Consider the following 23,065-nt stretch of genomic DNA (forward strand, 5'->3'; position numbering starts at 1 on the left):
AGCACCGCAGCAATTTAGAAAAATGAGCCATGCTACGCCCATTACTTGTCAGCGCGTGGCAAGAAAGTGCCGCAAATTTGCCTCGCGTCCTAGCCATTGTAGGAAGCATGGCGGCCAGATGGCGGCTGGAACCGTGTTGGGACTTGCACACATGACGGTTTTCGAGACCCTTTTCGAAATCAAATCAGACGTTCTTGCATCAAAAAAACGGTTTTAATGGCGGTAAAATAGGCAAGTTGGGCCTAGGAAACCGCGTCACGCTATTTTCTAAAGTCCGTAGTGGCGAAGGTTTAACGCACTGGAAACCAAATTGCTTGAAACTTTTATTGACAATATCTTTCCGTAAAATAATTTTAGTAACTAAAATAAAATATGGGTGGTTTGAAAATGTATCTCGGTCTGGACTTGGGAACATCCGGTCTTAGGGGAATTCTTGTCAACGACGCGGGTATCGTTGAAGGTAGTGCCGAGTCTAGAATTCTCACGTCTTGCCCAAAGCCTGGTTGGTCCGAACAGTCGCCTTCGGACTGGATAGAGGCTTGCAAAGAAGTTGTCCTTCAGCTTCGCGAAGCACACGGAACGTCGTTTTCCGCGCTGCGTGGCATTGGTTTGAGCGGACACATGCATGGTGCGACCCTTCTGGATGCCAATGGCAACGTGTTGCGGCCGTGCATTCTTTGGAACGACACAAGGGCTTCGAGAGAAGCAGAGATTCTTGATCAATCACCCGGTATGCGTGCCAGTTCAGGCAATATCGTTTTTCCGGGTTTTACGGCGCCCAAGTTGGAATGGGTTCGTGCAAATGAACCTGACCTGTTCGTCAAAATTTCCAAAGTTCTGCTACCGAAAGACTACTTGCGGCTCTGGCTGACAGGAGATTACGTCAGTGACATGTCTGACAGTGCGGGGACTTCATGGCTGGATGTAGGTGCACGGCGATGGTCGGAAACTGCCCTGGAACAAAGCCACATGAACATCGAACAAATGCCCCGATTGGTCGAAGGCAGTGATCCGGGCGGAGAATTGCGGTCCGAGTTGCGGCAAGAATGGGGGGTGTCCGGACAAGTCGTGATTGCTGGCGGAGCAGGGGACAATGCCGCTGCTGCCTGTGGGATAGGCAGTATCAGCGACGGCACTGGCTTTTTGTCTCTCGGAACCTCGGGTGTGCTGCTGGTGTCTAGGGACAAGTATGCTCCAGCGCCAGAAACAGCTGTCCACTGTTTTTGCCATTCTGTCCCTGACAGGTGGATTCAGATGGGTGTAATCCTGTCTGCGACAAATAGTTTGAACTGGCTCTCCCGCAACCTTGGCCAGCCCGTTGGCGACTTGGTTGCTGCGCTGCCTGCTGATCTGGATGGCCCATCAGAGATCACGTTTCTGCCGTATCTTTCAGGTGAGCGGACGCCGCACAATGACAGTGCGATCCGCGGTGCGTTTCTGGGTGTGGATATTTCCTCGGAGGCCACCGATTTGACGCGGGCAGTCATGGAAGGCGTCGCCTTTGCAATGCGGGACTGCTTAGAGGCCCTCAAGAGTACCGGAACAAAACCAACGAGCCTTTTGGCCGTTGGCGGCGGTGCGCGATCTCATTATTGGTTGAAAAGTCTGGCCACTGTGCTCAATACGCCCCTAGCCTTGCCGCAGGGCAGTGAGTTCGGAGCCGCCATCGGCGCCGCCCGTCTGGCAATGTGCTCGGTCACTGGCGCACCCCCGGGCACTATAATGACGTCTCCCAAAATCGACAGGGTCATCGAACCTCGTCAGGACTTGGTCGATGCTTTCGAAACCGAGTACCAACGCTACCGGCAATATTATTCGGCTTTGGCACCTTTTGCCAAACGATGAACACAAGTCGGGACATATCTCCTCAGATCGACAGGGTCGTTCTGGGTGATGGCGATATGCGGGTGTCGCTGCTTAGCTACGGAGCCACAACTCAAGGCTGGTGGTACAAGGGTTTGCCAATGATCCTTGGATACGAGAACCCGCAGGACTATGTCGCCGACAAAAATTATCTGGGCGCAATCGTCGGGCGTGTCGCCAATCGGATCGGGCAAGCGCATTTTGACATGGGAAACGTTCGTTATGAGCTTGACGCGAACGACGGTCAAAATTCTTTGCATGGTGGGCGCGCAGGGCTATCGCATCATAATTGGGCTCTTGAGAGGATAACAGTAAACGAGGCCATATTGCGCCTCACTTCCCCAGAGGGTTCCGGCGGGTTTCCGGGAGAAATTAAATTTGAAGTGCGGGTAAGGCTGGACTACCCGCGTTTGACCTATTCCATTTCGGCGCAACCTGATCGGCCGACACCCATAAGTATAGCGCAGCACAACTACTACTGCCTGGGTGGAGCGGCGGGCATTTCCGAGCATTGTCTGCGGCTGACCTCAAACCGCTATCTTCAAGTTGACAATCGGGGAATTCCCTCTGGCAAATTTGTGGATGCAAGTGAGAGTGAGATGCAATTCACTGTGCCGAAAGCGATCAGTGCCGCTTTGACGGATTTGGACAACTATTTCGTTTTTGACTGCAAACGAGATAATGGGTTTCCGGTCGCTGACCTTACTGCACCCAACGGTTTGAAGTTGTCTGTCTGGTCAGATCAGGCAGGGGCGCAGGTTTACTCTGGCGCTCACCTGACGAAACCCTTTCACAAAAGCGCCGGTGTGTGCATCGAGCCGTCAGGTTATCCCAATGCGCCTAACATCCCCGAATTCCCGTCAATCATTTGCACGCCCGAAACCCCTTACGAGCAGACCTTGATTTTGGAAATTTCCGAGGGTGACGCATGAGGTTTGCTGCACCGATTATTGCTTTCGGCGTGGTGATTGCGTCGATCACGACCGCAACGTCTCAGAACCTCGGTCCGAACCCAGAATTTGTTGAATCTGATCTGGCTAGTATCCAACTGGGACGGCTGCTTTTCTATGACCCGATTTTGTCGGGAAACAGGAACATCAGCTGCGCAACTTGTCACCACCCCAAGCTTGGCACGTCAGATGGGCTCTCGCTTGGGATCGGCGAAGGGGGTGCGGGTTTGGGGGCAGGACGCAAAATTGACATGGACAACCCGCCGGAGCAACGTATTCCACGCAATTCGCCGGGGCTTTGGAATCTTGGTGCAACCGAATTCACGACCTTCTTTCATGATGGGCGCCTTGAAACTGATCCGACACGCGAGAACGGTATCAGGACGCCGCTGGGCACGCATATGCGGTCAGGTTTCAATTCAGCTTTGGCAGCTCAGGCAATGTTTCCGGTGCTGTCGCCGGATGAGATGGCAGGCCACTATTCCGAGAATGATGTCAGTCAGGCTGTACGTCTAGGGATGCTTACTCAGGAAGGGGGGGCGTGGGATCTGATTGCAGCTCGCGTCGCGGCCATCCCAGAATATGAACACCGTTTTTCCTTAACCGCTCCTGGGGACGCGATAACGTTCGCGGCTATTGCGAATGTAATTGCAGATTTCATTGCGTTCGAATGGCGCGCCGACAACAGCCCGTTTGACCTTGCGATGCGGGGGGAAGCAGCATTGCCCGAAGAGGCACAGCGCGGCATGCAGTTGTTTTACGGGAAAGCAGGGTGCAGTACCTGTCATTCGGGCTGGTTCCAAACAGACCATAAATTTCACTCGATTGCGCTGCCGCAGATCGGACCGGGAAAAGCAGCGCGGTTTGAAAGCCATACCCGAGATGATGGACGCCTGCGCGTGACTGGTGACGCAGAGGACGCGTTTGCGTTTCGCACGCCCTCGTTGCGCAATGTAACGCTGACGGCCCCTTATGGGCACAACGGCGCCTATGCACGGCTTGAAGATATCGTGCGCCATCATCTCAACCCAGAGGCTTCACTGCGGTCATACACGTTGGAAATGGCGAAACTACCCTATTTCCCTGGTGCGCAGGATCAACGGTCATTGTCGAACCCAGAGAATTTGGATGCGATTGCCAGAAGCAGCGATCTGCCGAGGATAAGTTTGACGGATCAGGAGATCAGCGCACTTCTGAGCTTTCTGGGCAGTCTGGAAGATCCCGCAGAGCGCCTTGGAGTTCCGGATCATGTTCCAAGTGGACTGCCAGTCGATCAATGATCAGCGCTCAATGCGAATGATCTGGTCCGATTGATATTCCTTCCATGCTCCTTTTTCACCATCTGGCCAAATTACGCGAACTTCTATTGCTTCTGCATCCCCCAGCCCAAAATGATGCAGCCCTGCAATGCCGCTTGCGTGCCCTCCACCGATTGTGATTTCTCGGGTTTCCATACCTGACGCGGTTTTGGCCTCGATAAAGCTGCCGACCGCGAAGCGATTTGACTTGTTTTGAGAAATGTCCAGCATCACCCAATTCTCGGTGTTAGGCTGGTTTTGGTAGACCTCCAGTTCCGAGCCTCGGTTAACCACCACCAGATCCAGCCAACCGTCATTATTGAGGTCAGCCAAAGCCGCACCGCGAGACTTGGCCAAAGAGGCAATGCCAGCCTCGACTGAAGCTTCTAGAAATTGACCATTTTCCTTTTGTAAAAGCAGGTTGTTGGGGTCATCCAAAGCCGCATCTGGCATCTGCTCGACATTTCCCTTGGCGACGAAGATATCGTCCAGACCGTCGTTGTTGACGTCCCCAAATTGTGCATGCCATCCGGTCGATGGGCGGCCGTCGCCTCCCGTATGCGGCCTGTGAGCGGTCGTGCCTTTGCCGAAGGTGGCGTCTCGCCAGGTCGGACCACCGGCTTTGGGATCGAAAATCTGCAACTTCTGATCGCCCATCGACGTCAGGTAAACTTCGGGAAAGCCATCTCCTGTCAAATCCCGCGAAGCGATGCCCATCCCCCAAATCGAATACGGCAACCATCCGTCTTCTTTAGAATAAGGGCGTGGTGTTTCCTCCATTGCCCATAACTGCTCTTGGCCGCCACGCACATAATAATGGCGATCGTTACTGACGCGCAGATCCGCTTGCCCGGTGCGCGACCAGTCAGAAAACAGAATAGACAGCGCGCAATAGCCTGGTTCAAGATGTTCCGGTGGCTGGTAGCTGTCACCAATTGGGCGGAATAGGACCGTGGGTCCGCAAGTTTCAAATGGGCCGTCGGGATTGCGACGATCAACATAGGTTCCGAAGGCCAGTGTTGGCAGGGTCTGATTGGTTTCCCATGTGGCAGAGAATCCGGTTGTCCAATGATCCTCCGACTGGAAGCCAAGGGTGCTGAAGCGGCGGAACTTGCAATCAGGCTCACCCTTCAAAAGCAAATCGGGGCCCACGCGCAAAACGGCCAGATCCAGAATTCCATCACTGTCGACATCCAGCGGGTAAGCCCCAGTTACGCCGGTTATGGCAAGCGGCTCGGGGGTGTCGGCGCGAAACGATAATCCTTCGCGCGATGTGTTTCTGAACAGTTTGGATGTGTTGGTGCCGCCCGCGGCAAAGAGTTCGGGCAGCCCATCGCCGTCACAATCGAAAACGGCGACCCCGCCGCCCACAAAATGTTCCCAGCCGCCGTCATAGATATGAGAACCTATGTCAATCTTTTGGAACTGAGGAGCGCGACTTTCTGCACTGGCCGCAGATGCAAAAGCGAGCAGGATAAAAAGCTCAGGGCGCATTTGTTGCCAGCTCTTTTACCTTAAGGATCGAGACCTGCTCAATCCCGTACGCCGCAGCACCCTTGGCCCACATAAGATCGCCCCAGTGATGCGCTTTGATTTCCGGCAAGAGGGTGTCGACATTCACGACGCCGCTGCGGATTCGGGCCATCACCTCGTCCGAATACAGGTGTTCCAAGTCCATTTGAGCCCCGGACAGGATAATGCATTCAGGGTCAAACAGGTTGATCAGGTTGGATATCCCCAGGCCAAACATCTGGCCCGCGCGGGTCAGAACGGACTTCGCCCTTTCGTCTCCGGATCGCGCGTTTTTGTGGATCTCTGCAACCGTTTCCGTTCCAGTGCCTTGATCGGCAACGGTTGCTTCCCGGATCAATGCATAGTCGCCGACATAGGCTTCAAGGCACCCTCGCTGGCCGCATTGGCAAAGCGCGCCGTCCAGTTGAACTTTGGTGTGGCCAAACTCTGCTCCGCAGCCTCTTTCCCCGCGATACAGCTTGCCGTCCAGCACAATTCCAAGCCCTACGCCGTGTTCGATCGTCACGACCAAAAAATTCTTAAGACCCTTGCCTAACCCGAAAAGTTGTTCGGCCTTTGCCACCAGGTTGGCATCGTTTTCTATAAAGGCAGGGCAGGGCAATTCTGTTTCCAGAAACTGGCTAAAGTCGACGTTTCTCTCGGTAAGGGATGAGGACCAGTGTACAAAGTTCCGTTCAGCGTCTACCAGACCGGCAATCCCGATTGACACTCCGGACAGGGAGTTCAGGGTCGCGTTGATCTGTGCACAGGCTAGATCTATGGCCGTGCGAATGGTTTCTACGAATGCGCCTGGCGTCATCCGGACGTCATCCAGCGGATATTTGTATGACGTAACCTCGTTTCCTTCGAAATCTGCAAGGATGACCGAGATCATGTGGCGCGCGACTTTAAGGCCCGCAATAAGATAAGATCCGCCATCCAACTGAAGTAAAACTCTGGGTCGTCCCCTTTTGGCGGACTTGGATTGGTGTTCGGTTTCGATCTCTTTGATCAATCCTGCCGAAATGAGATCGGCTGTCGCTGCAGTAACTGTCGCCGGGCTGGTTTGCAAAGCGCTGGCGATATCTATCCGCGAAATCGAGCCTTCTGTCCGGATATGTTCCAACACCCGAAGTCGGGTGATGTTCCGCTGGTCCGCAGCATTTTGAGAAGCTTTGCTTTTCAGCATCTTGGTCTCGCGAATCTGGTTCTTGCCTCAGTCTATTTGGATTCCGGCCGCCCTAACAGAGTAAATATTTTACCGGCTGAATTAAATATGGTATTCAATTTCGTGAGAGCCGCGAATCGAAACACGATGGCTCGGCAAATGGGAGGAAAACATGAAAAGAATTCTCAGCTTCTCTGCTGTGGCCACGCTGTTGGCTTCGACCGCATTCGCAGAGCCAGTGGTCGGTGTGAGTTGGTCGAATTTTCAGGAAGAACGCTGGAAGACGGACGAAGCGGCCATCAAGTCTGCGCTTGAAGCAGGCGGTGCCGAGTATATTTCGGCAGACGCTCAATCATCCTCTGCAAAGCAGTTGTCAGATATTGAAAGTCTGATTGCGCAAGGCGTGGACGCGCTTATCATTTTGGCGCAGGACGCGCAGGCAATCGGACCAGCTGTTCAAGCTGCGGCCGACGAAGGTATCCCGGTCATTGCCTATGACCGCCTGATTGAAGACGACCGTGCATTTTATCTGACCTTCGACAACGTGGAAGTCGGCAGAATGCAGGCCCGAGCTGTTTTCGAAGCCATGCCTAAGGGTAATTACGTGATGATCAAGGGCTCTCCTACTGATCCCAACGCTGATTTCCTCAGGGGTGGTCAGCAAGAAATCATCGGGGCTGCTGTTGACAGTGGCGATATCGTCATCGTTGGTGAGGCCTACACGGACGGCTGGTTGCCCGCGAACGCACAGCGAAATATGGAACAGATCCTGACCGCCAATGAAAACAATGTGGATGCAGTCGTGGCATCAAATGATGGTACTGCAGGTGGCGTTGTGGCAGCTTTGACTGCGCAGGGCATGGAAGGCATCCCGGTGTCCGGTCAGGACGGTGATCATGCAGCATTGAACCGTGTCGCGCTGGGAACTCAGACCGTTTCGGTTTGGAAAGATGCCCGCGAACTTGGTAAGGCAGCAGGTGAAATCGCAGTCGCGCTGAGTGGGGGAACAAGCCCCGCCGACGTGGAGGGTGCGGCCAGTTGGACGTCGCCTGGCGGTACCCAGATGAACTCGGTCTTCCTTGCACCTGTACCAATCACGAAGGACAACCTGTCTGTTGTTGTGGACGCCGGATGGATCCCATTGGAGGATTTGTGCCAGGGTGTCGAAAACGGACCTGCCCCTTGTAACTAAACTTCAAAGTCCCTGGCCCTGTCTGGGCCGGGGACCATTGCTGAATATGAAAGATCGGAAATGACCGAAACTTCGTCTCAGCCGATACCGGAAAAAGCAAAACCCAGCCTGTTCCAGCAGTTGGAACTGGATATGCGGCTTTTGGGAATGATCGGCGCGTTTGTCATCCTGTGCATAGGGTTCAACATCTTTACGGATGGACGGTTCCTTACGCCTCGGAACCTGTTCAATCTGTCCATTCAGACGGTTTCGGTGGCCATAATGGCGTGCGGGATGGTGTTCATCATTGTTACGCGACACATCGACTTATCCGTTGGAGCGCTGCTTGCAACGACGTCAGCCGTGATGGCAATGACGCAAACCGAGCTTTTGCCGCAGGTACTTGGGATGGGATTGAACAACCCTGCAACCTGGGTGATCACCATTGTCGTCGGCCTGTTTGTCGGCACGCTGATTGGTGCGTTTCATGGCTGGATGGTTGGGTATCTGACGATACCAGCCTTCATCGTTACGCTTGGCGGGTTTCTGGTTTGGCGAAACGTGGCGTGGTATTTGACCAGCGGCCAGACGATTGGCCCTCTGGATAGTACGTTCCTGATGTTTGGCGGGACGAACGGAACATTAGGCACGACGACAAGCTGGCTGTTCGGCTTGTTCGCCACCGCAATCGCGATCTGGGCGTTGTGGAGCAGTCGTCGTGCAAAGGCGGCACATGGTTTCCCTGTCAAACCCGTCTGGGCAGAGGCCACTCTGGCCGGGATAATCGCAATTGCCATCCTTGGTTACGTTTACATCGTAAACAGCTACGCCATTCCGACGCGTCGGTTGCAACGTATGTTCGAAGCGCGCGGAGAGACAATGCCAGAGGGGCTGGTCGTCGGATACGGCATACCGATTTCTGTCCTCATATTGATCATCGTAGCCGTAACCCTGACAATTGTGGCGCGGAAAACCCGGTTTGGACGCTACATCTTTGCCACCGGTGGAAACCCGGATGCGGCAGAGCTTTCCGGCATCAATACGCGGCTGCTGACCGTAAAGATTTTTGCACTGATGGGTTTCCTATGCGCCGTTTCTGCGGTGGTTGCTTCTGCGCGCCTCGCGAACCATTCAAACGACATTGGCACGCTGGATGAACTACGGGTTATTGCTGCCGCTGTAATTGGTGGGACCGCGTTGTCCGGTGGCATCGGGACGATTTACGGCGCCATCCTTGGTGCATTGATCATGCAAGCGCTCCAATCCGGTATGGCCATGGTTGGCGTAGACGCGCCGTTTCAGAATATTGTGGTCGGCAGCGTTCTTGTGTTGGCCGTCTATATCGACATCGTCTATCGCAAACGATTGGGGGCCAAGTGATGCAAGATCAAGGCACGCAGAAAACACCCTCAAAATCTGGGCGCGGCTCCGGCGCAGCGCCATTGGTCGAAATGCGAGACATTTCGATCTCGTTCGGTGGGATCAAGGCTGTCGACCACGTGTCAGTCGATCTCTACCCGGGTGAAGTGGTCGGTCTGCTTGGGCACAACGGGGCTGGAAAATCGACGTTGATCAAGGTTCTGTCCGGCGCATATCAAATGGATCACGGCGAGATTCTGATCGATGGCAAGCCAGTCGAGATTGGCAATCCCCGTGACGCCCGGGCGAACAATATTGAGACGATCTACCAGACGCTTGCCCTGGCGGACAATCTGGACGCGACATCAAACCTTTTCCTGGGACGCGAGATGACGACGCCATTGGGGTTGGTCAACGATGCCGCCATGGAGGCCGAATGCCGAAAGATCATGGCGCAGCTCAATCCGAACTTTCAGAAGTTTAATGACCCTGTCTCTGCGCTGTCGGGTGGACAAAGACAGTCGGTCGCGATTGCCCGGGCTGTCTATTTTAACGCTCGTATTCTGATTATGGACGAGCCGACAGCGGCGCTGGGGCCGCATGAGACAAAGATGGTGGCCGACCTGATCCACCAGTTAAAGGCGCAAGGCATCGGCATCTTCCTGATTGATCACGACGTGCATGCTGTAATGGAGCTATGCGATCGCGCTTCGGTCATGAAGAACGGAAAATTGGTTGGGACCGTCGATATTGCAGACGTAACAGATGACGATTTGTTGTCGATGATCATTCTCGGCAAGCAGCCAGAACAAAAAGCAGAATAGGGGGCAGATATGCCAAGCGGATTTTTTGAAGGGATCGAAGAGATCCGGTTTGAAGGCGTAGACAGCGACAACCCCATGGCCTTCCGCCACTACAATCCCGACGAAGTTGTCATGGGAAAGCGCTTGGAAGACCATCTACGGTTCGCGGTCGCCTGGTGGCACTCCTTCGCGTGGGAGGGTGGAGACCCCTTTGGCGGACCTACATTCGAACGCCCGTGGCATCCTCAGGACGACATGGGACGGGCCCGATTAAAGGCGGACATTGCTTTTGAAATGTTCGAGCTTCTGGGTCAGCCCTTTTTCTGCTGGCACGACGCTGACATTCGGCCCGAGCAGGGCAATTTTGCCGATAACTTGAAAACTCTGGAAGAAATCACCGATTACATCGGTGAAAAAATGCAAACGTCCAGCACCAAGCTCCTTTGGGGTACCGCCAACATGTTTAGCCACCGTCGGTGGATGTCAGGAGCAAGCACCAACCCCGATCCGGATGTTTTTGCTTTTGCGGCAGCAACGGTAAAGTCGTGCTTGGATGCGACCCACAAGCTTGGTGGCGAAAACTATGTACTGTGGGGCGGGCGTGAAGGCTATGAAACTCTGCTAAACACGGACCTGAATACAGAACTGGACCATATGGGCCGGTTCTTGAACATGGTCGTAGATTACAAACACAAAATCGGCTTCAAAGGCACCATCCTTGTAGAGCCCAAACCTCAGGAGCCGTCCAAGCACCAATACGACTACGACGCCGCGACCTGTATTGGATTCCTCAGGAAATACGGTTTGGAAAGCGAAGTGAAGTTGAACCTTGAGCAGGGACACGCGATCCTCGCCGGCCATAGTTTCGAGCATGAAATAGCAGTTGCCGCTGCCGAGGGGATGCTGGGTTCGATTGATATGAACCGAAACGATTATCAGTCAGGGTGGGACACAGATCAATTTCCTAACAACACGCCAGAGGTTGCTTTGGCATATTACTACATTCTGAAAGCCGGAGGTTTTACAACTGGGGGCACCAACTTTGACGCTAAAGTACGTCGCCAGTCGCTTGATGCAAAAGATCTTGTTGCAGCACACATCGGCGGAATGGACATCTGTGCAAGAGGCTTGAAAGCCGCGGCTGCTATGATTGAAGATGGCGGTCTGGAGGATGCGCTGTCTGAACGGTATTCCGGTTGGAACGCTCCGGAAGCGGCGTCTATGCTGAACAGTAGTCTTGAGGACATCTCTGCGCGAGTTTTACAGGACAATATCAACCCGGAACCGCGATCTGGGCGTCAGGAAATTCTGGAAAACTATGTGAACAGGTTTGTTTGACCGAGGAAAAATGTCAGCTGAAGTATTGTCAAAAGAACTTGGAGTGAACTGAGCAGAGGCTTTTGTAGTAATCATGCATGACTAAGTGGTTACAATCAGATCACTTTGAGCCGGAAGGATCACGTGCCGTTGTAGTGCGCTTAAGTGGATCAGCACTATTGGCTTTCCTAACGCAGGATGGAGTTTTGAAATCTGCACTGGACGGCACAGATAGCCAGTACCCGCCAACCTAAGCAGTAGTTTATATGTCAACGCAACAGGTTGCACAGGTTTTACTATTCGTTTTCGTCCAGACGCAGCGACCTGTTGGCTTAATGCGTCGAGAAATACGCTTGTTTTACAAAGTAGGCGGCGGGACCAAGGTGCAATAGTTGCCTCGCGCCCATTCCGGCAGTCAAGAAATGCAGGTCGGTAAGGGCAATGCCCTCGCAGTTCATGGCTGAGCCGACTGAGCGCGCTCAGGTGCCACGGTCGATACGCGACCATACCTCAGTCTTGGCTGAGTTTTGGCATCTTTCTTAATTGATTTAGCCTGACGTTTCCTGCGGAATTTCAGCACGGGTGCTTAACATAGAGCGCTGTTTCCTGCCTTGCCTCACACTTGTGGAAATCGCCCGGGTGCAAGCTGATGGAGACAATGAGTCTGTTGAAGTCGACAAAAACCTCAAAATTCAAAAGCTATCCTGCGGACGCAGGGTATTTTTGGGTTGTCTGACTAAGTGTGAGAATAGAGCAAAGTCGCCGTAGTAGGCTTCAAAAGGAATAAGGCTGGCGTTACCAAAGTTCAAAAAAGGCTATTAGTATAGCGGCTTTGATCCAAACTATCGCAACAACGGAAATCATATCACACCCCGAAATGCGTTGTTTTCCGTTTTTTGCGTAGGGATAGTGGCGGAGAGACAGGGATTCGAACCCTGGGTGGGCTTGCACCCACAACGGTTTTCGAGACCGCCCCGTTCGACCACTCCGGCACCTCTCCGCGGGGGTCTGTGAGGGGGGGATTTAGTGAGGAACGGGCAGGGGTGCAAGCAGAAAATTCCCGAAATTCACTAAGAAGGGATTTTCCATTGCCTGACGGCGTAAAACACCTAGGCTCTGTGGCATGACATATATCTATCGCACCGCCTTTCTGCCCTTTTGTGTGTTGGTCGCAACGCTATTCGCCCTTCCGGTTTCATCGCTCGCTGCCGAGCGGGACAGGATCGAGGCATTTCTGGCAACCACCGGCTTTGACGTCGCGTTGGAAAGTATCGCGCTGGCCTCGGCATCAGCACCGGAAATGCTGGGGATTGACCCAGACGGATTCGGTTCGGATTGGGCGCGGTTGACCGAAGATGTGTTTGACGTCCAAGAGATGCATGAAACCGCCGTTTCAATTCTAGAGCAGACACTTAGTGATGACGCTCTGAATCATGCAGTTGAGTTCTATGCCTCCGATCTGGGTCAAAGACTGGTCAAGGCCGAAAATGCGTCGCATCTGATTGAAGATGAAGACGCCAAGCAGCTCGAGGGTCAGCAGATCGTGTCAGACCTGATCCGTGAGGGCTCGATGCGGGTGGAAGAGCTGAAGCGGATGAACGCAGCCGTTGATTCTAGTGGAACAGCCCTGCGTGCCATTCAAGAAATCCAGCTGCGGTTCCTTCTCGCAGCAAGCGCTTCGGGTGTTATTGACCTACAGATGGGAGCAGACGACCTAAGACTGTTGATGCGCCAGAACGAAGCCGGGATGCGTCAGTCGCTGCAATTGTCTGCTCTGGCAGGCGCGGCTTATACGTACCAGGATTTCTCGGATGCGGATATCATCGCGTACTCAGACGCGCTTGAGGAACCCCTGATGCAGGAGGTTTATGAACTTCTGAACGCGATCCAGTATGAAATCATGGCCATGAAATTCGAAGATCTTGCAGCACGTATGGCGGATCTGCATCCGGCTCAGGATATCTGATGCGAGTGGGTGTCCTTTTCTTGGTGATCACGCTGTCGGCGACAATCGGGTCGGCCTCGGAAAAAGTGGATCGTCTGATGGATGCCATACGCCTTGAACAGGTAATCGACATTCTTCGAAGTGAAGGGCGCGAACAGGCCAAGGAGTTAAACGAAACGCTTCTGGGCAATTCCGGTGGGTCATATTTTTCGGCGCAACTGGACGTCATTTACGATGCGGAATGGATGCACGATCAGATCAGCGATGTTTTCCAAGAGGCGCTGACTGAAGGTCAACTGGATCGCGCAATCGTTTTCTATGAAAGTGACCTTGGCCAGACGCTTGTTTCCCTTGAGAATTCGGCGCGCGAGGCGATTGGCGACGAGACCATCCTAGAGATGGCCAAGGACAGCTTTTTGACGGGCAATCACGATGTGTCTCTTTACCGCCTTATTGACGAATACATCGAGGTTAACGATCTGATCGCCAAAAACGTCCACAGCGCCATCAGTGCAGATTTCCAATTCTTTCGAGGGCTGAACGAGGATGTCGGCGCGGATGATCAGGAAATATTGGCCCAACTGCTAACCGAAAAGGACGCCATCACTCAAGATACGGAAACATGGTTGTATTCGTTTTTGTTGATGGCCTATCAGCCGTTAGAGGATGGGCAGATGCGAGAAAACATCGCCTTTTCGCGTACCGAGACGGGGCGCGCGATAAACAAGGCTTTCTTTGATAGCTTTGACCAAATGTATGACAACATCTATTACCGACTTGGTCAGGCAGTTTCACATGCGTTGACGGCTTCGGAGCTGTAGGCGGGCTTTTGCTGTTGACTTTCACGAGCATTCCGGAAATAAGCGCGCATCCCGGCCGGTTCCTCCGCGCCGGGTCTCGTTATTATTGACCCATCGGGCCTGTCCCAAGGGTCGTCACACAGCCCGAAAAGGGCGCGCTGTTCGAGGTGGCGAAAGCCAGAAACACCCAATCGGGGACCACAGAACGCGGGTTGGAAAAGGAAAGACGCATGTTTGCGGTCCTCAAGACTGGCGGCAAGCAGTACAAGGTTCAAGCGGGCGATGTGCTCCGCGTTGAAAAGCTGGCTGCCGACGCAGGTGAAAAAGTTCAATTCAACGATGTTCTGATGCTGGGCGGCGACGCTCCGGTTGTTGGTGCACCGTTTGTCGAAGGCGCAGGCGTTCAGGCCGAAGTGATCGAACAGATCAAAGGTGACAAGGTCATCAAATTCGTCAAGCGCCGTCGTAAGCACAGCTCGAAGCGTACCGTTGGCCACCGTCAGAAACTGACCCTGGTCAAGATCACCGACATCCTGTCGTCGGGCGCTGACAAGTCGGGCATCAAAGCGGCTACCGGTTCTGCACCGGCTGGCGAAGCGGCACCTGCTGCAAAGCCTGCCAAGAAAGCGGAAGCCAAAGCAGAGGCACCCGCCGCTGCTGCTGCTGACGATCTGACCAAGCTGAACGGTGTCGGCCCCGCCGCTGCCAAAAAGCTGAACGACGCAGGTATCGAGAGCTTTGCCGCTCTGGCCGCCTTGTCGGATGAGCAGATTGCTGCTATCGACACCATCAAAGTGAAGCCCGAATGGGTTGAGCAAGCCAAAGAGCTGGCTCAAGGCTAAGGAGAGAGAGAATGGCACATAAAAAAGCTGGCGGTTCCTCCCGTAACGGTCGCGACTCAGCTGGTCGCCGCCTTGGCGTGAAACTCTATGGTGGCCAGGCGGCCATCGCAGGCAACATCATCGTACGTCAGCGCGGCACCAAGTTCTGGCCGGGCGAAGGCGTGGGCATGGGTAAAGATCACACCATCTTTGCAACTGTTGATGGCGCCGTGAAGTTCCACAAGGGACTCAAGAACCGCACCTTTATTTCGGTCCTGCCAGTGGCGGAGGCCGCAGAGTAAGCCGAAACCCTAAAGGTTTAGAAATAAATGGGGGACCGGCAGAAAATGCCGGTCCCCTTTCTCGTTTTTAACACAGTTTTGACCTATGAGCCCGATGACACACGCAGCAAGCACAATACCGCCCCTGTTTCAGGGACGCATTGCCCATGCGGTTGAAGATCGTCTGGGCCGCAAATATCTGATGTGGACGTTAATTGGTTTCACTGTTGCGTCCGTAATTTACGTGTTGTTCGGAGGAGGACCGCACTCATGAAGTTTGAGACAATAATAAACCAGCCGGTGATCGAAACCGAGCGGTTCGATCTACGCCCCTTGCGTCGTTCGGATATGGGTCTCATTGAACACTATGCAGGCGATGAACGTGTGGCGCGGATGACCACGGCTATTCCACATCCATTGCCGCCGGGTTCGACCGAAGCGTTCGTTACTCGCGCCATGTCCGAGGAGCGGGACGAAGACGTTTGGGCCTTGGATGCCACCAAAGATGACGGACCAGAGCTGATTGGCCTGATTTCGTTGACTCGGCTGGATCGCAACCAGTCCGAGGTTGGGTATTGGGTCGCGCCGATCTACTGGAACACTGGTGTGGCATCGCTGGCGGTTGAGGCGTTGGTCCATGAAAACCCGTTGGAGAACGCCAATATGTTCGCCAGCGTGTTTCAGGACAATCCGGCCTCGGCCCGAGTATTGACCCATTGCGGGTTTGAATATCTTGGCGATGCTGAAAGCTATTCGGTGGCGCGCGATGCGAATGTGCCCACCTGGACATATACAAAGAAACTCTGACTTGTGGCCGATGGGGCCTTTGCAGTAGGGGACAGCTATGAAATTTCTCGATCTTGCAAAGGTCTACATCCGGTCCGGGGCCGGAGGTGGCGGCTGCGTCAGCTTTCGGCGCGAAAAATACATCGAATATGGCGGCCCTGACGGCGGGGACGGCGGCAAGGGTGGTTCTGTCTGGGTTGAGGTCGTGGACAGCCTCAACACGCTGATCGACTTCCGCTATCAGCAACATTTCTTTGCCAAAAACGGCCAGCCCGGACGCGGCCAGCAACGCACCGGCAAGGATGGCGATGACATTGTCCTATGCGTGCCTGTTGGGACCGAGATCCTGGACGAGGACGAAGAGACCGTCATCTGCGACCTGACCGAGGTTGGACAGCGTGTGCTGTTGGCCAAGGGCGGCAATGGCGGTTTCGGCAACCTGCATTTCAAATCGGCCACCAACCAGGCTCCGCGTCGGGCCAATCCGGGGCAGGCGGGGATCGACCGCACCATTTGGCTGCGGCTGAAGCTGATCGCCGATGTGGGTCTGCTGGGCATGCCCAATGCGGGCAAATCGACCTTTCTGGCGGCCACTTCGAATGCACGGCCCAAAATTGCGGACTATCCGTTTACGACCCTGCACCCCAATCTGGGCGTGGTTGGTGTGGATAACGTGGAATTCGTCGTCGCCGACATCCCCGGTCTGATCGAAGGCGCTCATGAGGGCAGGGGGATCGGAGACCGTTTCCTGGGCCATGTGGAACGCTGCGCCGTGTTGCTGCATCTTGTCGATGGCACCTCGGAAACCGTGGCCGAGGATTACCGCACCATCATTCACGAGCTCGAGGCTTACGGTGGTGAGTTGGCCGAGAAACCCCGGATCACCGTGCTGAACAAGGTCGATGCTCTGGATGATGAGGAACGCGAACTGGCCAAGTCTGAGTTGGAAGACGCCGTGGGCGGCCCCGTCATGACCATGTCCGGCGTCGCGCATTTGGGCGTGACCGAGGTTCTACGCGCCCTGCGCGCGGAAATTGACGACAATCGCCTCCGCCACAAGCCCGCCGAGGAGGCCGCGCCTTGGCAACCCTGACCTCGGCGAAACGTCTGGTTGTAAAGATCGGATCTGCCTTGCTGGTGGATCGGGATACGGGGTTGTTGCGATCCGACTGGCTGCACTCGCTGGCCCAGGATGTGGCGTGGCTCAAAGGGCAGGGGACGGACGTCATTTTGGTGTCCTCCGGCTCGATTGCTCTGGGGCGTGGGGTTCTTAGCCTGCCTTTGGCGACATTGCCGCTGGAACAGTCTCAGGCGGCTGCGGCCGTTGGGCAAATCCGCCTCGCCCGCGCCTATGAAGAGGTTCTGGCCCCGCATAATATCACCACCGCGCAGGTTCTGGTCACGCTTGAAGACAGTGCCGATCGCCGTCGTTACCTGAACTCACGCGCGACGCTTGAGACGCTGCTTGGCTTGGGTGTCGTCCCGATTGTCAATGAAAACGATACAGTAGCCACGGATGAGATCCGATATGGCGACAATGATCGTCTGGCTGCTCAGATCGCTGTCACAGTCGGCGCAGACCAGTTGATCCTGTTGTCTGATGTGGATGGGTTCTATACCGGGAATCCGACCGAGGACAGCTCGGCGACCCGTTATGATGTGATAGAACAGATCACGCCCGAGATTGAGGAAATGGCCGGTGACGCCGGTTCGGGTCTCTCCAAGGGCGGGATGAAGACCAAATTGCTGGCGGCCAAGATGGCGACAGCGGCGGGTTGCGATATGGCAATTACTGAAGGTTCACCTTTGAACCCACTGAAAATGCTTGAGAATGGTGCGAACTGCACGTGGTTTACCGCGACGGTTGACCCGCACGCGGCGCGCAAACGTTGGATCTCCGCTATGAAGCCGCGCGGCGAGATCGTGGTGGATGCGGGCGCGGCCCAGGCGCTTGGCAATGGCAAAAGCCTGCTGCCTGCGGGTATTGTCGAAGTGACCGGCGATTTCGGGCGCGGCGATCCGGTGGCGATCATAGATCCGCAGGCGCGGCGTTTGGCCCAAGGTCTCAGCCGCTATACCGCGCAAGAGGCCGACGCGATCAAGGGGCGCAAATCAACCGAAATCGAGGCGACGCTGGGCTATCCGGGCCGCGCCGTGTTGATCCACCGGGACGATCTGGCGCTGTAAGAAAAGAAAGGCACGTAAGATGAAGGATTTCGACAGCATTCCCGCCCTGATGACTGATTTGGGTGTGCGCGCCAAAGCGGCCTCGGCCGTGCTGGGTTTTGCCAGTGCCGAGCGTAAACACGCGGCCCTAATTTCCGCTGCCGATGCGGTCTGGGCGCGACGCTCCGAGATCATTGAGGCCAACGCGAAAGACCTGGAGTTCGGGCGCGACAAGGGCCTGAGCCCGGCGATGATGGACCGTCTGATGCTGGACGAAGCCCGTATTCAGGGCATGGTCGATGGGTTGCGCACTGTTGCCGATCAGGCTGATCCGGTGGGTGAGGTTCTGACCGAATGGGACATGCCGTCAGGCCTGCATATCCAGCGGGTGCGGACGCCTCTGGGCGTGATCGGCGTCATTTATGAAAGCCGCCCGAATGTGACGGCGGATGCGGGTGCATTATGCTTGAAATCGGGCAATGCGGTGATCCTGCGTGGCGGTTCGGAAAGCTTTCATTCCTCAAGCGCGATCCATGCCTGTCTGGTCGAAGGTCTGAAGGCTGCCAACCTGCCCGAAGACGCCATCCAGTTGGTGCCCACACGCGACCGAGCAGCCGTTCAGGAATTGCTGACGATGACCGACTATGTCGATGTGATCGTCCCGCGCGGTGGCAAGGGTCTGGTGGGCCTTGTCCAGCGTGAGGCAAGAGTTCCCGTGTTCGCGCATCTGGAAGGCATCGTGCATATTTATATCGACAAAGCTGCCGACCCCGCCAAAACACTCGAAGTCGTTCTGAACGCCAAAACCCGTCGGACAGGGATTTGTGGAGCAGCCGAATGCCTGCTGATCCATCAGGACGTTGCTGAAACTTTGGGCCGGGATGTCATCCAAGCTTTGTTGAGTTCAGGTGTCGAAGTCCATGCCGAGAGTGATTTGGAGGTGAACGGAACGATTGCAGCGTCGGCTGACGATTGGGGAAAAGAGTTTCTCGACAGTATCATCGCCGCCAAACCTGTTGCCGATATTAACGCGGCTATTGCGCATATCCGGCAGTACGGCTCTGACCATACAGATTGTATCATGACCGAAGATGCAGAGGCCGCTGCGCGGTTCTTCGAACGTCTCGACAGTGCAATTCTGATGCACAACGCCTCGACGCAATTTGCCGATGGTGGAGAGTTTGGCATGGGCGCCGAGATCGGTATCGCCACCGGCAAGATGCATGCCCGCGGACCTGTGGGCGCTGCTCAGTTGACCAGTTTCCAGTATCTGGTCCGCGGAAACGGGACTATTCGGACCTAAAACCGTATCTCGACGCGGGTTGAGGTTGTATCGACCGCAACCCGCCGTCCCATAGAAGTCGCGGTATCGGGGAGCAGGGCGAACTGAACGTGGGCAGGCGTGACCTTGTTGGCAAACCGCCCGCGGGGCAGGTTATTCCATAAGTCGTTGTCGATGTTCAATTTGTCCGCGATACCCGTGACGGACCAGCGGTCCCCATCGTTGCGAATGGAGACTTCGCCGCCGAACGGCATTGCGCTTTCACAGCACATCAATGCCAGAAACGCCAATTTGACCTGATTGCGCGGCACGGCTTCGGTGAGGTTCCAGTTCACCCGCACACGTCCGGCTCGTTCTACATCTTTCAGCAAATCGCTGACTTCAGTCCGCCCCAAGGGTTGATCCCCAGCGGACCCAAAGGCCACGCGAAAGAACCTGATCCGCGCGCCAGCGCTGCCGACACTGCCCGAGATCAGTTCCATCTCGGGGCCTTGGGTGCCGCCAACCATTTCCAGAAGTTCAAGCCCGTTGGTGATCGCGCCAATAGGGCTGATCAGGTCGTGACAGATGCGCGAGCCGATCAGCTCGGCCAGGTTGACGTCTGTAGCGCTCATGCGTACCTCCTGCTGTATCTGCCGCCGGACCCGGAGCCCAGTCATGTCAGACCTCAATGCCATTCTTGCACCGGGCATGTTTGTCCGCCACCCCGATTTCCCCGATTGGGGCATTGGACAAGTGCAGTCCAATATCGGTGGCAAAATCACCGTGAACTTCCGCGAGCAGGGGAAAGTGGTGATTGACGGATCGCGCATCGCCCTGATGCCCGTCTTTGATCCGTGAAACTGGTTTAGGAAAGGTTAACGCGTGGTCGGTCGCGCGCTTGGTTGCCATTCCCCCGATACCTGCGGTATCAGCCCTGAAACCACAGGGACGTTCTGATGTCGGGTACAGGCCCATCCTTCACCGTCAAACTCGCCGAGACCGAGGCCGAACTGCGTGCCGCACAGCGGCTGCGCTATGACGTCTTCGTTCGCGAACTGGGCGGTGGCGGTGAGATGGTTGACCACGACGCAGGGCTGGAACAGGACCGGTTTGATCCGTATTTCGACCATATGCTCGCCATCGACGACCAGACGGGCGAAACTGTTGGTGTTTACAGACTGTTACCGGGTGAACGTGCAGCAGATCTGGGTCAGTTTTATTCCGAAGACGAATATGATGTCAGCGTTCTGAAAGACAGCGGTCGCAAGCTGTTGGAATTGGGGCGATCCTGCCTCCACCCTGACTATCGTGGTGGTACGGCGATGTATCACCTCTGGAACGGTCTGGCGGCCTATGTGAACACGCGCCAGATCGAGGTTCTGTTCGGCGTTGCCAGCTTTCACGGCACTGATGTTCAGGCGCTGGCGCAGCCTCTGTCGATGTTGCATCACAACCACCTCGCGCCGCCGGATCTGAGGGTTCGCACGCAGCCCGAGGTGTTTCAGTCGATGGACTTGGTGGACGTGGATGCGTTGGATCGCCGTGCTGCCATGGTTCAGGTTCCAGCGCTGATCAAAGCCTATCTTCGGCTGGGCGGGTTTGTGGGCGAGGGCGCTTTTATCGACCATGCCTTCAACACAACGGACGTGTGCCTGATCCTGGACACAGCGCGTATGAACGAGCGCCAACGGCGCATCTATACCGGAGCATAACCCTTGAGCGACGCATCCTGGCACAGCGAAGACGCGCCTGATCCCATTGAGTTGGGCCTTATCGGCTGGATTCTGGTCATCTTGCGTGGTCTGCCTCTGGCGGTATTGGTCTTTGGCGGGCTGATTATTCTGCTGACCCTGCGCCTGATCGAACGACCGATTTACGGTGTCCGCCGCCCCGTCACGCCCTTCATCACACAGTTTGTCTGTCGCAACGCTTTTCGCATTCTAGGAATGGGATTCCGCAGTTCAGGAGAGTTGATGACCCAACGCGGTGCAGTGGTGGCCAATCACTCCTCGTGGTTGGATATTTTCGCGCTAAACGCCCGCAAAAGGGTCTATTTCGTCTCAAAAGCCGAAGTGGCGAAATGGCTTGGTATCGGCTGGCTTGCCCGCGCCACTGGCACCGTCTTCATCGAACGCAACCGTAAAAAGGCGCGCGAGCAAACCTTGTTGTTTCAGGAACGCTTGTCCGCTGGTCATAAACTGGTGTTTTTCCCGGAAGGCACCTCGACCGATGGAATCAGGGTTTTGCCTTTTAAAACAACACTCTTTGCTGCATTCTTTACTGATGAACTGCGCGAATTCATGTATGTGCAGCCGGTCTCGGTGATCTATCACGCTCCTGCTGGACAACCCAACAGGTTCTATGGGTGGTGGGGAGATATGGATTTTGGCCCGCATCTGCTGAAAACGCTGGGCGCCCGTCGGCAAGGCTGGGTCGAGTTGATCTACCACATACCCGCCAAGGTCAGCGACTTTGAAAACCGTAAAGCGCTGGCTGCTCATTGTGAGGAAGCCGTGCGTCATGCACATAGCTTGGCGCGGCTGGAAAAATAGGGGCGAAAGCCTCTTGCACTGCACCAAAACCTGCCGTATACGCGCGCCATTCAAACCCGCAGGCGGGGTTTGGGCCTTTTGGAGGGAGACATCCTCATCAGGCCCGCCGGTTGGAGCATCCGCTTCTTTCACCCCCGCCAAGGCGTAAACCGGAAAAGGAAAATAGCATGGCTCTTCCCGAGTTCACCATGCGTCAGCTGCTGGAAGCTGGCGTTCACTTTGGTCACCAGACACAGCGTTGGAATCCCCGCATGGGCCCGTTCATCTACGGCTCGCGCAATGGCATCCACATCATGGACCTGACCCAGACCGTTCCGATGCTGGATCAGGCGCTGCAGGCCGTTCGTGACACCGTTGCAAAAGGTGGCCGCGTTCTGTTCGTTGGTACCAAGCGTCAGGCAGCACAGCCGATCGCAGACGCTGCGGAAAAGTCGGCTCAGTACTATATGAACCACCGCTGGCTGGGCGGCACGCTGACCAACTGGAAAACCGTTTCCCAGTCGATCAACCGTCTGAACCAGATCGACGAAGCCATGGAGTCGGGCGCCGAAGGCCTGACCAAGAAAGAGCGTCTGGGCATGGAGCGTGACCAGTCCAAGCTGCAAGCGTCGCTGGGCGGTATCCGCGAGATGGGCGGCGTTCCTGACCTGCTGTTCGTCATCGACGTCAAAAAAGAAGCACTGGCCATCGCAGAAGCCAACAAGCTGGGTATCCCGGTTGTGGCTGTTGTCGACACCAACTGCTCGCCCGACGGCGTGGACTACATCATCCCCGGCAACGACGACGCAGCGCGCGCCATCGCTTTGTACTGTGACCTGGCCGCACGCGCGGCTCTGGACGGCATGACCGCTCAGATGGGTGCTGCTGGCGTAGACCTGGGTGCCTTCGAAGAAGCACCGGTTGAAGAAGTAGTCGCCGAAGAAGCCCCCGCCGAAGCAGAAACACCTGCCGAAGCGTAAGCTGCCCGTCACGTAAATGACATATGGGGCAGGGTAGACCTGCCCCAATT

Annotated in this window: 23 protein-coding genes and 1 tRNA gene; 19 read left to right on the plus strand and 5 right to left on the minus strand. The window is 55.4% G+C overall.

Annotated features, from left to right (window positions below):
• Positions 1 to 387 precede the first annotated feature (387 nt).
• The 3 genes from xylB to ACR3EG_RS10865 are packed head-to-tail and all read left to right on the plus strand — an operon-like array spanning position 388 to position 4,093.
• Positions 388 to 1,845 (plus strand): xylulokinase, encoded by a 1,458-nt coding sequence (gene xylB / locus ACR3EG_RS10855; RefSeq protein WP_480495943.1) that lies wholly within the window; start codon positions 388 to 390, stop codon positions 1,843 to 1,845.
• On the plus strand, positions 1,842 to 2,795 hold the full coding sequence (locus ACR3EG_RS10860; protein ID WP_480495624.1) for an aldose epimerase family protein: 954 nt from the start codon (positions 1,842 to 1,844) through the stop codon (positions 2,793 to 2,795). Before xylB ends, ACR3EG_RS10860 begins: the two co-directional genes overlap by 4 nt.
• Entirely contained in the window at positions 2,792 to 4,093 is a 1,302-nt protein-coding gene (locus tag ACR3EG_RS10865) for a cytochrome-c peroxidase (RefSeq protein ID WP_480495626.1), read from the plus strand. The genes ACR3EG_RS10860 and ACR3EG_RS10865 overlap by 4 nt, the downstream gene beginning before the upstream one ends.
• Here the strand turns inward: ACR3EG_RS10865 and ACR3EG_RS10870 are convergent, their stop codons facing one another.
• Both ACR3EG_RS10870 and ACR3EG_RS10875 read right to left on the minus strand, forming a co-directional pair.
• The gene (locus ACR3EG_RS10870; RefSeq protein WP_480495628.1) at positions 4,094 to 5,605 is read right to left on the minus strand and encodes a CRTAC1 family protein; all 1,512 of its coding nucleotides are present in this window, start codon (positions 5,603 to 5,605) and stop codon (positions 4,094 to 4,096) included.
• Positions 5,595 to 6,812, minus strand: coding sequence for an ROK family transcriptional regulator (locus tag ACR3EG_RS10875; protein WP_480495630.1), 1,218 nt, complete (start codon positions 6,810 to 6,812; stop codon positions 5,595 to 5,597). The genes ACR3EG_RS10870 and ACR3EG_RS10875 overlap by 11 nt, the downstream gene beginning before the upstream one ends.
• Positions 6,813 to 6,963: 151 nt before the next feature.
• Here ACR3EG_RS10875 and xylF point away from each other — a divergent pair, with 151 nt between their 5' ends.
• From xylF to xylA, 4 genes are read left to right on the plus strand one after another with little or no spacing between them, the layout of a single operon-like run.
• Positions 6,964 to 7,983, plus strand: a complete 1,020-nt coding sequence (gene xylF, locus ACR3EG_RS10880) for a D-xylose ABC transporter substrate-binding protein (RefSeq protein ID WP_170354203.1) — start codon at positions 6,964 to 6,966, stop codon at positions 7,981 to 7,983.
• Positions 7,984 to 8,043: 60 nt separating this feature from the next.
• A complete protein-coding gene (locus ACR3EG_RS10885) occupies positions 8,044 to 9,342 on the plus strand; it encodes a sugar ABC transporter permease (protein WP_480495632.1) in 1,299 nt (432 codons plus the stop codon).
• Complete coding sequence (locus ACR3EG_RS10890; RefSeq protein ID WP_170751252.1) at positions 9,342 to 10,145, plus strand: ATP-binding cassette domain-containing protein; 804 nt, start codon at positions 9,342 to 9,344, stop codon at positions 10,143 to 10,145. Before ACR3EG_RS10885 ends, ACR3EG_RS10890 begins: the two co-directional genes overlap by 1 nt.
• A gap of 9 nt (positions 10,146 to 10,154) precedes the next feature.
• Entirely contained in the window at positions 10,155 to 11,462 is a 1,308-nt protein-coding gene (gene xylA, locus ACR3EG_RS10895; protein ID WP_480495634.1) for a xylose isomerase, read from the plus strand.
• Between the two features lie 889 nt (positions 11,463 to 12,351).
• Here xylA and ACR3EG_RS10900 read toward each other — a convergent pair.
• A tRNA-Ser gene (locus ACR3EG_RS10900) sits at positions 12,352 to 12,441 on the minus strand.
• A gap of 123 nt (positions 12,442 to 12,564) precedes the next feature.
• Here ACR3EG_RS10900 and ACR3EG_RS10905 point away from each other — a divergent pair.
• Positions 12,565 to 13,407 (plus strand): DUF2059 domain-containing protein, encoded by an 843-nt coding sequence (locus ACR3EG_RS10905; protein WP_480495636.1) that lies wholly within the window; start codon positions 12,565 to 12,567, stop codon positions 13,405 to 13,407.
• A complete protein-coding gene (locus ACR3EG_RS10910) occupies positions 13,407 to 14,207 on the plus strand; it encodes a DUF2059 domain-containing protein (protein WP_480495638.1) in 801 nt (266 codons plus the stop codon). Before ACR3EG_RS10905 ends, ACR3EG_RS10910 begins: the two co-directional genes overlap by 1 nt.
• Positions 14,208 to 14,289: 82 nt before the next feature.
• Here ACR3EG_RS10910 and ACR3EG_RS10915 read toward each other — a convergent pair whose 3' ends face one another.
• Positions 14,290 to 14,418 carry a hypothetical protein gene (locus ACR3EG_RS10915; RefSeq protein WP_480495640.1) on the minus strand — a complete coding sequence of 43 codons (129 nt, stop codon included), beginning with the start codon at positions 14,416 to 14,418 and terminating at the stop codon, positions 14,290 to 14,292.
• On the opposite strand from ACR3EG_RS10915, the gene ACR3EG_RS10920 reads away from it, so the two are divergent.
• The 6 genes from ACR3EG_RS10920 (at position 14,417) to ACR3EG_RS10945 (ending at position 19,543) form a co-directional block, all read left to right on the plus strand.
• Positions 14,417 to 15,028: a 50S ribosomal protein L21 gene (locus tag ACR3EG_RS10920; protein ID WP_480495642.1), complete on the plus strand. Its 612-nt coding sequence runs from the start codon at positions 14,417 to 14,419 to the stop codon at positions 15,026 to 15,028. The genes ACR3EG_RS10915 and ACR3EG_RS10920 overlap by 2 nt on opposite strands.
• An 11-nt stretch (positions 15,029 to 15,039) precedes the next feature.
• Complete coding sequence (rpmA, locus tag ACR3EG_RS10925) at positions 15,040 to 15,309, plus strand: 50S ribosomal protein L27 (RefSeq protein ID WP_010440093.1); 270 nt, start codon at positions 15,040 to 15,042, stop codon at positions 15,307 to 15,309.
• A gap of 249 nt (positions 15,310 to 15,558) precedes the next feature.
• Complete coding sequence (locus ACR3EG_RS10930) at positions 15,559 to 16,095, plus strand: GNAT family N-acetyltransferase (protein WP_480495645.1); 537 nt, start codon at positions 15,559 to 15,561, stop codon at positions 16,093 to 16,095.
• Between the two features lie 37 nt (positions 16,096 to 16,132).
• Positions 16,133 to 17,167, plus strand: a complete 1,035-nt coding sequence (obgE, locus tag ACR3EG_RS10935; protein ID WP_480495647.1) for a GTPase ObgE — start codon at positions 16,133 to 16,135, stop codon at positions 17,165 to 17,167.
• Complete coding sequence (proB, locus tag ACR3EG_RS10940; RefSeq protein ID WP_480495649.1) at positions 17,155 to 18,261, plus strand: glutamate 5-kinase; 1,107 nt, start codon at positions 17,155 to 17,157, stop codon at positions 18,259 to 18,261. The genes obgE and proB overlap by 13 nt, the downstream gene beginning before the upstream one ends.
• A 19-nt stretch (positions 18,262 to 18,280) precedes the next feature.
• Positions 18,281 to 19,543 carry a glutamate-5-semialdehyde dehydrogenase gene (locus ACR3EG_RS10945; RefSeq protein ID WP_480495651.1) on the plus strand — a complete coding sequence of 421 codons (1,263 nt, stop codon included), beginning with the start codon at positions 18,281 to 18,283 and terminating at the stop codon, positions 19,541 to 19,543.
• Here the strand turns inward: ACR3EG_RS10945 and ACR3EG_RS10950 are convergent.
• Entirely contained in the window at positions 19,540 to 20,136 is a 597-nt protein-coding gene (locus tag ACR3EG_RS10950; RefSeq protein ID WP_480495653.1) for a histidine phosphotransferase family protein, read from the minus strand. The genes ACR3EG_RS10945 and ACR3EG_RS10950 overlap by 4 nt on opposite strands.
• Before the next feature lie 43 nt (positions 20,137 to 20,179).
• Here ACR3EG_RS10950 and ACR3EG_RS10955 point away from each other — a divergent pair, with 43 nt between their 5' ends.
• From ACR3EG_RS10955 to rpsB, 4 genes are all read left to right on the plus strand, one after another.
• Positions 20,180 to 20,362 (plus strand): DUF3553 domain-containing protein, encoded by a 183-nt coding sequence (locus ACR3EG_RS10955; protein WP_170769740.1) that lies wholly within the window; start codon positions 20,180 to 20,182, stop codon positions 20,360 to 20,362.
• Positions 20,363 to 20,460: 98 nt separating this feature from the next.
• Positions 20,461 to 21,216, plus strand: a complete 756-nt coding sequence (gene olsB, locus ACR3EG_RS10960) for an L-ornithine N(alpha)-acyltransferase (protein WP_480495655.1) — start codon at positions 20,461 to 20,463, stop codon at positions 21,214 to 21,216.
• A gap of 3 nt (positions 21,217 to 21,219) precedes the next feature.
• The gene (gene olsA / locus ACR3EG_RS10965) at positions 21,220 to 22,056 is read left to right on the plus strand and encodes a lyso-ornithine lipid O-acyltransferase (RefSeq protein ID WP_480495657.1); all 837 of its coding nucleotides are present in this window, start codon (positions 21,220 to 21,222) and stop codon (positions 22,054 to 22,056) included.
• Positions 22,057 to 22,223: 167 nt separating this feature from the next.
• A complete protein-coding gene (gene rpsB, locus ACR3EG_RS10970; protein ID WP_209197148.1) occupies positions 22,224 to 23,015 on the plus strand; it encodes a 30S ribosomal protein S2 in 792 nt (263 codons plus the stop codon).
• Positions 23,016 to 23,065 lie beyond the last annotated feature (50 nt).

The sequence above is a fragment of the Ruegeria sp. AM7 genome (genome assembly GCF_056535965.1).